The organism is Carboxylicivirga marina (assembly GCF_016612505.1).
In the GTDB taxonomy this organism is placed as follows: Bacteria; Bacteroidota; Bacteroidia; order Bacteroidales; family Marinilabiliaceae; genus Carboxylicivirga; species Carboxylicivirga marina.
Genome location: NZ_JAENRR010000030.1, coordinates 53,457 through 65,260, shown reverse-complemented (window position 1 = coordinate 65,260; position 11,804 = coordinate 53,457). Strand labels below are relative to the sequence as shown.

Here is an 11,804-nt window from a genome sequence, read left to right as displayed (position 1 = left end):
GCCCAGTTAAACTTCCAATCACCATCCAGTGATTGCCAATACTCTGAATTTTCAGGCAAAACCTTGCGAGCATTTTCAACACTTTTAAAAGAGTAAAAAGTAGCTCTCGGCTGCTCTTTGTTATGAGCTATATGGGAAGGTGATTCCCACTCTTTACCAGAAGGGCTTTCTTGAGCACCATAGGTAAAGCCCTCAAGCTGTGCCTGAGCTATGTGACCATGTACTACCAGGCACACAATCAATCCGATTACAATTCGTATCATATATCTACAATTATTTATCTGTGATTTTTTACTTATCTCTGCCTATTGAAATAAAACATCCATCAATTAATTTTAACATACAACCGAGTAAACCCGGTACAGACTATGAGTATGCTAATCTGATTAATGATGGATGTTTCATAATACATTATTAATGTACATTCAACTGCTTACCTGAATCGGCTTCTTTCAGGTTTCGAAAACCTGTTGTACCGCCACCTTTAAGTGTTAACTCAACCGGCTTGTTGGTTTCCCACTTTCCTCGTGTAAAGTCAGGAATAGCAATTGGCTTAGAGCCATTTAGAATAGACCATTCACTCAATGGCGTGATACAACTCCATGCAGCCGCATCGTACACATCCATATCCATTGGTAAACCGTTACGTAAACAATCAATCAATCGCCAGTCCATCATAAAGTCCATACCACCATGTCCACCTACTTGCTTGGCCATATCACCGATACGACGAACAATCTCCGGAGTGTACTTCTCTTCCAGTTCTTTCATCTTGGCATCGTCTGCCTTCTTATGACCAAAAGCAATATGTTTTAATGGCCATTTCTGCGCAAAGCACTTGGTGCCGCTTAGCATGTGAATACGCGAGTAAGGACGTGGTGAACTGATGTCGTGCTGAATCATGATGGTACGTCCCTTTACCGTGCGAATCATCTGCATATCCATGTTTCCGCGCATCTCTTTACCGATGAATTGTTGCAGATCTGGTCTGTCAGGTGCTAACTCTTTTATGCGGTGCTTCAAAGTAAAGTCATCCGACATCATTGCTGTCAGGTAATCCAATCTATCGCCACGGTTAATATCCATCGCCTGGCAGATTGGTCCTAATCCATGCGTTGGGTAAACGTTGGCCTTGCGTGTATTTTCGTGCAGACGCCATAACTTGTCGTAAGCACCATCACCACGTGGCTTATCATCCTTTGGCTTGTTAAAGTGCCAGTAATCCAAATCGTGAATGTAAGCACCTTCGCCATGCACTAAATCACCAAAGGCACCCTGACGTGCCATGTTTAAGGTCAACAGCTCAAAGAAATCGTAACAGCAATTCTCCAAAATCACACAGTGCTTTTTGGTCTGCTCTGATACTTCCACCATTTCCCAACACTCGTCCATGGTCTTGGCTGTTGATACCTCTACGGCAGCGTGACTGCCACCTCGCATGGCTGCCAAAGCCACCGGTACATGCCATTCCCACGGTGTAGCGATGTATACCAGATCAACCAGCCCACTATCGCAAAGCGCCTTAAAAGCGGTATCGCTTCCGGTAAACTCCTTGGCTTTAGGCAGGCCTGCTTTCGCTAAGGATGCCTGTGCCCCGTCAATAGCCGCCTGGCGTGTATCGCAAATAGCGGTTACTTCAACCCCTTCGATGAAACCCATGCGATCAACGGCACCGATACCTCTATCGCCAATACCTACAAAACCTACTCGTACCTTATCCAGCTTTGGGGCAGCATAGCCACACATATTGAATTCCATCCTGGGCACACGCTCCGCATTTTCACGGATATAAGCTACTGCCTCCTTTTCACTTGGGCGTGTGTTACATGCTGCCATTGGTGCAGTAGCTGCTACTCCTGCGCCAACTGCTATATTTCTTAAAAATGATCGTCTATCAGTTGTCATGATGTTTTGATTTTAGGTTTTACTACAAATTCTTTCCTTCGTTAATAGCCTGTTCAGCTTCAGCTGCAAGCTTAAGTATCTGCTTAACCACTTTTGGGTTATTGGCGGCTACATCTGTTGCTTCACCCAAATCGTTGTCCAGGTTATACAAATACAATTCATTATCTGATTCAGGATTATACTTATTCTTAAATACCAACTTCCAGTTTTGGTAACGCACACTCATCAAGCCACCTCTGGCCTTGTAACCATAAATAGCCTTGTGTGGTGATACAGCCCCTTCTTCCTGACGCATCAGATTTTGAATATCCTTGCCGTCGATAGGTCGGTCAGTTGGTATCTCAGCCCCTGCTACATTGGCAAAGGTGGTAAACAGGTCCATGGCCGTCACCGGCTCGTCACAGGTGGTGCCTGCCGGGATGTTATTTGGCCAGGTCATGATGCAGGATACACGAATACCGCCATCGTAACGTTCCTGGTATTTGCCTTCGCGCAGAACATGCTCTCGTGTTGGATCGGTAAACCCAAATTTGCCATAGCAGTTCTCCAATTCCTCGTCTCTGTATATTAAAGGTCCGTTATCTGAAGAAAATACAATAATGGTATTATCTTCTATCTTCAAGCGTTTTAAGGTATTCATGATAATGCCCACCGAACGATCCAGGTATTCCACCGCATCGCCATAGGCCGCAGCCTTACTCTTGCCTTCAAAGCCCTTGGGAACAAACCAGGGTGTGTGTGTTTCGATATTGGCATATTGTAAATAGAAAGGCTTCTCTTCCTTGACGGAACGATAGATAAATTTGCACGCTTCACGAGTGAACAAAGCGGGAAGCTCTGCCAAATCGTTATTATCGCAACGCTTGATGACCTGTGCCTGCTCTATCAGCGGAATGGCAGGATCGCTTACTCCATTAGGACGCCATCCACTGTTACCGATACGCTCAGGACCATGATCATTCGGGTAAGGAATACCCAGGAATTCGTCAAAGCCATGCACACAAGGCAGGTACTGTGGCAGATGGCCCAGGTGCCATTTTCCATATAGTCCGGTCTTGTAACCTTGCTCTTTCAACAACTCGGTAATGGTTACCTCCATCTCATCTTCTAAGCCTGTTTTGGAGTGGGGGAAAAGCACATACAGTCCTTTACCTTCATTTACCCTGGGTGCATAACGACCAGTCAATAAGGCCGCACGCGATGGCGTACAAGTCCCATGAGGTGCATAGAAACTTGTGAATTTCATGCCTTTTTCAGCTAAAGCATCCAGGTTTGGTGTATAGATGTCTATAGAGCCAAAACAACTTAAATCATCAAAACCAACATCATCGGCCAGGATATGAATAATATTTGGTTGCTTATGCGTCGATTCCTGCGCATAAGTAAGTGTACATAATAACAATGCTGCTATTAATAATATATTCTTCATCTTTACTTTTTTACTTTAAATTACGAAAATCTATTTCAGGTTGCTTACCCTGCTGTTCCCTTTCAAAATATTGGTCAAAGGCAACCCGTTCACTGAAAAAACCACAGTTTTTCATAAAGAATTTACCTTCATGAACACCTCCTGCATAATCTAATCGGGCATCTTTGCGCGCTGTTGCATCGGCCGTAAATTTGGCTTTTGTCAATTTATACCACTTTCCTTCGGTATTACAAACCCATTGGTTGCCATAGTAGGCCATACGGCTTGTGTTGCCCATCTGTGTCATAAAATTCTCGAGGAATGAATGTGGTCGTTTGATATAGGTTGAAGTTTTTGGTCGGCGAAAGCTTGCTATTAACTGCCAGTCTTTCACTTCAGGATCGAAAAACCAGGCAGTGTAGTCTGTACTGTTATTCACTGAGGGACTAGCTTTTAACAGAAAACGGTACTTGACACAGGCCTTCCAGTTGTATTTCAGATAACTCTGCCCACCGGAGCCTTCATTACCAAACTTACCCGTGTGAACTCTCTCACCCTTTTTTAGCATAGAGATGCGCTGATCCTCAGGAATCTCTTTTGGGTTATCCGTTTTATAGGGGCTCCAAACCGAAAACAAGATCCTTCTTTCGCTAGGTGAATTCACCTGTATGCCAAAGTACCCCTGAGCAAAACCATTGGCCATAAAATAAGAGCCTAAAACATCTTCTCCTTCGGGAACGGTAATTTCATTATAGAAATATTCGATGTTGCCGGCCTCTTCAGGAAGTTGGTAGTTCAGGTGCACAGAAGGACCTCGGCGACCCCAATAAAAACTATCTTTCACATAATAAACGGAATTGATGCATGCTTCTCCTCCGATCAATAAGTCTTTAAACTGGCCATATGAATCACCTGTCTTTTTCATCCCATGAAGCTCAACGACGTGATAACCCGGCTTTTCAATATTAAATACACCGGCATTAATATTTTGCCAGGTCGTATCCTTTATAATAAAAACCTGGTCTTTACCTTTAAAGGAAAGTTTAATTTCAGACTTGCCATCTTTTACCTTTGCACGTAAGCCAAGATAGATTTTACCTGAATGCTCTGTCCGGAAATAAATGCGTACTACTTTATCCTGCTCTGTCCAGTTAAGGATACCCTCTTTACCAAATCGAGTTCTTTTAGGAACTGCTTCATCACCGTTCATCCAGGCGTTACCAGCTAAAGGAACAGAAGTGGTATAGTTAACCGAACTATTTATTGTACACGATGATAAGATAATTACCAAGGTGAATATTATACTATATACTTTCGCCATTTTTTCTATTAATTAAAACCTTCAACAATTTATAGGTCTGATAGCAATTGGGGTAAACACTGCTTCTTATCGATTTAATCGAATGGATTCTCCGTTTAAAATCTTTTCCAACTCTTCTGCCATCGATTTTGCAATCTCAGGATTATCTTCAATGGCATTATTTTGCTCGCCAGGATCATTAGCCAAATTATACAACTGCTTGCTCATTTTAGGACTGCCATAACTTCTTCCCAAATCAGGAATATATTTCCAGTCTCCACGTCTTAAGGCCCTTCCACTACCGGCTTCTTCGACCATTGATACTAAACCCTTATCCCTTTTCCCAAGAAAGGCATCCATAGTATTTCTACTATCTACTCCTTCATTATCATTTAGTGGAACATTCAGGTAAGAAGCTAATGAACCCATCAAATCAATTTGATTGACCAAGGCATCAGAAACGCCCGGTTTAATCTTGCCAGGCCAACTTACAATAAATGGTACTCGGGTTCCTCCTTCGTATATTTGATATTTTCCGCCACGGTAAATACCTGAGCCATCATGCCCACGATCAACCTCTTGGGAGGAAAGAGGGAATGTGGTTCCATCTTCATATCCATCGTCGTAAACAGGCCCATTATCACTAGAGAAGATCACAATGGTATTTTCAGCTACTCCATTTTCCTCAAGTGCTTTCATAATTTCGCCCACTGCCCAGTCAAATTGCACCATGGCATCGCCACGGTAACCAAGAGTTGTTATTCCCTGGAAACGGGGGTGCGGCGTTCGAGGTACATGAATATCCTGAGCAGCATAATATAGGAAGAATGGATTTTCCTTATTCTTTTCAATATACGCTTTTGTTTTTTCAACAAATACGTCGGTCATGGTTTCATCGTTCCAAAGCGCTGATTTACCACCTGCCATGTAACCAATCCTACCGATACCATTAGTCACAGAATTATTGTGTCCATGTGAATTTTGATAGTAAGTCATGGCCTCACTGTTGGTTTTACCATCAGGATATTGGGTAACATTTTTCTGACTTCTAACATACTTTTTACTACCTACAAAAAGGGAGTCTTTTTTATCCAGATTAACCACCTCATGACCATCAAGATATACAGTTGGCACACGGTCATTAGTAGAAGGAAGCAGAAACGAAGAATTAAATCCTACTTCAATTGGTCCTGGTTTCACATCTCCATTCCAATTCGTAAAAACGCCTTTCTCACCAATACCCAAATGCCACTTTCCAATAATACCTGTTTCATACCCTGCCTTTTTAAGCATCTTAGGCAAGGTCATCATATCAACAGGAATAAGTAGTGGAGCATTAGGAGGTAATACATTGGCATTATGCCTGAAACCGTATACACCGGTTAGCAATGAAAACCGTGAAGGTGTACAGGTTGAGGCTGTACAGTGCCCGTCAGTAAAGCGTAATCCACCTCCTGCCAGTTTATCAATGTTAGGTGTTGGAATAAGTTCAGAACCATAGGCTCCTACATCACCGTAACCCACATCATCACCATAAATAATGACGATATTTGGTTTTTGAACATCAGAATCTCCAGCTTTATGCGTACATGCGGAGAAAGCTATCAGGATAAGTGTGGAAATTATAGTTAATTTCATAAACATGGTTTTATTGAGTTTTTAAGTGAACTACCTCGGGGAATTACACCCCAATTAGATTAAAATTTAAAAATTGGCGACTCCGTACTTGCTTCCTTCATGATGTCTCTAATTTTCTCGACTACCTCAGGGTGCTGAGCAGCCAAATCTTTAGTTTCTCCTGCATCTTCCTCCAGATTATAAAGCCGTAAGGGAGCATCCGGATTCTTTCTGATGCCATACTGTATTGCCTTCCATTTACCCATACGAACAGCTTTTCTTCCGCCAACGGCGTTGAACTCCCAATACAGATATTCATGCTCCTTTTGATGACCTTGATTGATTAAGGTAGGTAACATGGAGATGCCATCAACTTTTTCAGGGTGATCCACAGCAACCATATCAGCAAAAGTTGGCATCATGTCCCAAAAAGCAGAGATATGATCCGATGTACTACCTTCATTAATCATCCCCTTCCAGCTCGCAATAAACGGCACCCGGATACCTCCTTCGTACAGGTCGCGCTTATAGCCTTTATATGCGCCGTTACTATCAAAATAGTCGGGCTGAGCTCCTCCTTCTTTGTGAGGTCCGTTATCGGATGTGAAGATTATTAAAGTATGATCAGCAATACCTAACTCCTCAACTTTGGATACAATCTCACCCACCTGGTCATCCAAAAGGGTAACCATGGCTGCAAAGGCGGCATGAGATTCGGGTTGCGAGCCATATCCACCATTTTTATAGTTTTTCCCTTCATCAACACCCTTATAGGCATGCTCAGGATTAAACTTCCCTCTGAAAAGCTTCAAATATTCTTCAGGAGCAAATAGTTCAGCATGAGGAATAATCGACGGCACATACAAAAAGAATGGTTCATCCTTATGCGTTTCGATAAACTCCAGTGTTTTATCATGAATTAAGTTCGGAGCGTATAAACCTGTTTTTTGACCAGCATTAGCTTCCAACACCAAACTATCCTGATTAGAACGTAAGAAATAGGGGTAATAATTATGTCCAATTCTTTGACAATTGTAACCAAAAAAGGTATCAAATCCCTGGTTGTTCGCATCCCCTACAGATCCAGGATAACCCAAGCCCCACTTACCAAAGGCTCCTGTTGCATAACCGGCTTGTTTAAATAACTCAGCAATGGTGAAATCTTCAGTTCTTATTGGATGTTGTCCTTCCGGCTTGTGTTCCCAGTTACCCCTGATATAAGTATGTCCGGTATGCTGTCCAGTCATTAGTGCTGAACGTGATGGTGCACACACCGTACTGCCTGAATAGTGCTGGGTAAACTTAATACCTTTCTCTGCCAGTTTATCGATGTTGGGTGTAGAAAATTTAGTCTGTCCATAGCAACTCAGATCGGCATAACCGAGGTCATCTGCCAGAATATAGATGACGTTTGGTCGTCGTACCTTACTTTTATCCTGCTCATTTTGCTTTACTCCACAGCCTGTCAGAACTCCTGTAAACAGAAGTAACAATAGGCTAAAAACTGAAAGATTAACTGTCTTCATTATATTTTAATTAGATATGTATTTTGAATTTAACTCTGTTGGTACTGGTGCATTCGTATTATCCCTCCATTTTTCCAAATGTTCTAATAACTCATTTGCTTTTTCTGGGTTAGATTGAGCAAGGTTATTTTTTTCACCTAAGTCATCTTTTAGATTAAACAATTCAATATCGTTATTCTCAAAATACTGAATGAGTTTCCAATCACCCAAACGGATGGCAGAGCCGGGACGGGTACGAAATAAAGGATCGAAGGTAGTGGTATCGTTATTCACATAAGCCTCAAGGTATATTGGGAAATGCCAATAGAGTGGTCTAGGTGCCATTTCTGACTGATTGGTTAATACAGGTAATATTGACCGACCATCCAGTACCTTATCAATTGGTTTTGCAACGCCAGCTACCTCAAGGATAGTTGGATAAAAATCTAAATTTGAGATCGGCGTTTCTGACTTTGTTCCTGCCAGAATTTTACCCTCCCAGTAGGCAAACATGGGTGCACGTATCCCACCTTCGTAATACGCCCCTTTACCAGATCTTAAAGGCCATTGTTTGGTAATTTTGTAGTGTCCTCCATTATCGGAAATAAACAGGATAAAGGTATTTTCAAGTTGACCTGATTCTTTCAGCTTAGCAATCATTCTTCCAATTTGTGTATCCAAATTTTCAACCATGGTAGCATACGTGGCGTTATTCTGCCCATTCCATGCTGGTTTACCTTCATATTTTTCCAGTAAAGACTTTACGGGCTGAATTGGAGTATGAACCGCATAGGGAGAATAATAAAGGAAAAACGGTTGGTCATTGGCGGCATCAAGAAAATCCAATGTTTTATCCATCACTAGGTTGGTGAGGTAATAATCGTCACTTGGTGGGGTCAATGAAGGTACCCTCTTATAAGGAGGATAGTAGCTACCAGGATTACCGGAATGGTTGCCGCCAATATTTACATCAAAGCCATTTGTGGTGGGATCGTCATTTAGGTGCCATTTACCTGAGTGGCAAGTAATGTAACCTGCTTTTTTAAGCACTTCAGGGATGAGAATATTATCTTTAGTAATATAATCCTTGTTTTTTGTTGGTATTAATTTACGAGTGGAGCTTTTTCCTCTTTCAGAAGAACCCACAGTGAAAATTCCATGACGTTGTGGCCATTGTCCACTCATCATATTGGCACGGCTTGGTGCACAGTTTGATGATGAAGCATAGGCATTGGTGAAAATCATACCACTTGCAGCCAGGGCATCTAGGTGCGGTGTTTCATAGTACTCGGAGCCCATGAAGCCAACATCACGCCATCCCATATCATCAACATTAATAAGGATTATGTTCGGTCGGATCTTTTCTGTATTTTTTTCAGCTATATATTTTTCGGCTTTATTACTGCACGAAAACAGTATTAGAAAAATAAACACAAGTGATAAACTTTGAATGCAATCCTTTGCTTGAATCATCTTTATTTTTTTTAAAAATATTGAATATCATATTATTCTTTCTGCCAGACAGACTTTTAATCCTTAAGAATACTCAATTACTATTGATTAACCTTTTGCATTGATGCTAATCGTATTCATTAGCAGGATTAATACTATTATGTAATCTCTAATATCTTTCTTCATTTTCATATTACTCCAACTATCTATAATTAATTACATAACTTAAGCTTTAACAAATTGTTGAATTATTATCTCTCTTTTATTAAGTGCAATTAATTTAAATATGTAAATTCCAGATTTAAGGTGATTAATCGATATGCTAAGATCCTTACTTTCTATTAATTCGGCTTTATCATCAAAATAGACTGTATTGCCGGTTAAATCATAAATAACTATTTTAAATGTACCCGTAAAACTATTATTTAGGCTAACATTTAGCATGTCATCTGCAGGCAATGGGTAAAGGTTTATCGTTTTAGAAGCTTCTGACATCGGATTACTAGAGGTCAGTTTTTCAAAAAAAAAGAAATAGGCTTTTTAGGCATCTCTGGCCCACTCATATATAGTTCAATTAACGGAGTATTGAGCTCATTTTGCTGATAAAAAATTCGCACTGGATGATATCCGGCCTTTAAGTTAACATCGTTTGATATTTCATTCTCTGAGAAATTAAAATCATTATCTAACAAGTGTATATCATGCAGCATGACATGACAATTGGAAGCTGAATTAAGGTAAAAGGTATAGGTACCATCCCGAGGCACATTTACATAACCATGGCAATAATAGCCTACTTCTGAATCCTGTCCATCACTACCTATATCTTCAAGGCTTTCGCAAACGTCACTTTCCACAGGGGATAAATACTTAAAGTCAGGCACCCAATCATACTTTCCTCTATATATATTCTTGCTAAGGCCATTTTTTACATTCTCTACTTCTACTGCAGGAATTAATTCACTATCATATGGTCGTTTAACGACTTCTGCTTGTCTTACCTGTAAAACTTTATCTAGCATTTGTTGCTGCAACTCAGGCATAGTAGCGGCAAGGTTATTTACCTCACGTTCGTCATCAACTACATTATAAATTTCAAAAGGTGTGCTGTGATTTTGTATTTTGTAACGTACACCCTTGTAATCTCTTATCCGAATCACCTGCATCTGCCCTCGCTTCCTTCCTCTTTTAGATGGTTCAAAGTCAGAATAATTTGGTGTTGAACTGCCTACACTATACTCGTGATAGGTGTAACCTTTATCAACTTGCTTGTCATCTTCTTGTTTTAATGACGGCATAAGAGAAATGCCATCGGTATATGCAGGAACAGGTACATTTGCCAGCTCACAAAAAGTAGCAAGCCAATCCCATTGCCCTGAAGGGAAATCCACTTCAGTACCTGTTGGAATAACGCCCGGATAGTGGCAAATAGTAGGTACTCGTATGCCACCTTCCCACATATCGCGTTTAATACCATTAAAATTACCATACGACTGAAAAGATTGAGCTTTTTGTCCACCTGTACTATGTGGTCCATTATCTGATGAAAAAACAATCATTGTTTGGTCATCGATATTTAAGTCTTTTAATAGTTGTAATAAATCAGCCACTGCATTATCAACCCGTCGAATCATAGTGGCATGTTTCTTTTCATTGGCCGTCCAACCTTTAGATGCATAATCAGGATGAATGAATGAATCCTTGGTTCCTGAAGCTGTATTTACATAGGGAGTAGGCGAATTGGCATTGGTCCATTGAAGCCCTCCTTTTAATCCGCCACCGGCTGGATAAGCCTGAGTAGGCACTTGTAATGCAGAGTGTGGTACATCGTATGCCAAGTATAAAAAGAAAGGCTGTTCAGGATTGTTTGAGCGATGCTCGCTTATCCAATGTTTCGATTTTGCTGTAAAAGCATCGGTGGTATAGCACAGTTCTGTATTGTCCATCAACATGTTATAACCATCGGTAAAATAGCAATACTTTTTAGCATTCGTAGGTTCAGGGTAATGAAGGTGCCCCTGGTTATGGTATAAAAACCCAAAGAATTGATCAAATCCTCTTTTCATAGGGTGAGCTGCTAAACTCGCTGGATCGGGATATGGGTTGTTACTTAAGTTACGCTTTCCTGCTAGTCCGGATTTGCCAATATGCATGGTTTTATATCCTGCTCTTGAAAGCAACTGAGCCACATTTAAACCATCGGCTAATGGCATGTCAAATTGATTATCACGGATACTGGCATGACCTTGATGTAATCCTTCCAAAAGCGATGAGCGAGCTGGTGCACATACCGGTGCGGCCGTGTAGTGATGTGTTAACATTGCCCCTTCATTGGCTAAAGCATCAAGTTGTGGTGTTAATAATTTTTTATCTGAGCTTCGTTGGTTTTGCCAAAACTTCCCTAGGTCACCATAGCCTAAATCATCGAGATAAACGAATATAATATTCGGCCCCTGACCTATTGATTCGTTTTTAGAATTATTATAATCCTCTTTATAAACGATTTGCGCCTGAATGAGGTGACACAACACCATGCAAATTGTAAAAAATATCTTTCTTAACCCCATACCCCTATTCAATAAGTCTATTCATTTAAAAAATCAAGATCCAAAAAACT

Annotated in this window: 9 protein-coding genes; all 9 read right to left on the bottom strand. The window is 40.9% G+C overall.

The window, feature by feature from the left end; genetic code table 11:
- Positions 1–263, bottom strand: a 263-nt coding sequence (locus tag JIV24_RS13185; RefSeq protein WP_200465519.1) for a hypothetical protein, incomplete at its 3' end; no start/stop codon positions are given.
- Positions 264–414: 151 nt separating this feature from the next.
- Positions 415–1,905 carry a Gfo/Idh/MocA family protein gene (locus tag JIV24_RS13180; RefSeq protein ID WP_200465518.1) on the bottom strand — a complete coding sequence of 497 codons (1,491 nt, stop codon included), beginning with the start codon at positions 1,903–1,905 and terminating at the stop codon, positions 415–417.
- A 22-nt stretch (positions 1,906–1,927) separates the two neighbouring features.
- Positions 1,928–3,334 (bottom strand): sulfatase family protein, encoded by a 1,407-nt coding sequence (locus tag JIV24_RS13175; RefSeq protein WP_200465517.1) that lies wholly within the window; start codon positions 3,332–3,334, stop codon positions 1,928–1,930.
- 10 nt (positions 3,335–3,344) lie between these two features.
- Positions 3,345–4,634 (bottom strand): DUF3472 domain-containing protein, encoded by a 1,290-nt coding sequence (locus tag JIV24_RS13170; RefSeq protein ID WP_200465516.1) that lies wholly within the window; start codon positions 4,632–4,634, stop codon positions 3,345–3,347.
- Positions 4,635–4,700: 66 nt separating this feature from the next.
- Positions 4,701–6,251, bottom strand: coding sequence for a sulfatase family protein (locus JIV24_RS13165; RefSeq protein ID WP_200465515.1), 1,551 nt, complete (start codon positions 6,249–6,251; stop codon positions 4,701–4,703).
- Between the two features lie 59 nt (positions 6,252–6,310).
- Positions 6,311–7,756 (bottom strand): arylsulfatase, encoded by a 1,446-nt coding sequence (locus JIV24_RS13160; protein ID WP_200465514.1) that lies wholly within the window; start codon positions 7,754–7,756, stop codon positions 6,311–6,313.
- A gap of 6 nt (positions 7,757–7,762) precedes the next feature.
- Positions 7,763–9,208, bottom strand: a complete 1,446-nt coding sequence (locus tag JIV24_RS13155) for a sulfatase (protein WP_200465513.1) — start codon at positions 9,206–9,208, stop codon at positions 7,763–7,765.
- Between the two features lie 204 nt (positions 9,209–9,412).
- The gene (locus JIV24_RS13150) at positions 9,413–9,682 is read right to left on the bottom strand and encodes a T9SS type A sorting domain-containing protein (RefSeq protein WP_200465512.1); all 270 of its coding nucleotides are present in this window, start codon (positions 9,680–9,682) and stop codon (positions 9,413–9,415) included.
- A gap of 14 nt (positions 9,683–9,696) precedes the next feature.
- Positions 9,697–11,754 carry a sulfatase-like hydrolase/transferase gene (locus JIV24_RS13145; RefSeq protein WP_200465511.1) on the bottom strand — a complete coding sequence of 686 codons (2,058 nt, stop codon included), beginning with the start codon at positions 11,752–11,754 and terminating at the stop codon, positions 9,697–9,699.
- Between the last annotated feature and the right edge of the window lie 50 nt (positions 11,755–11,804).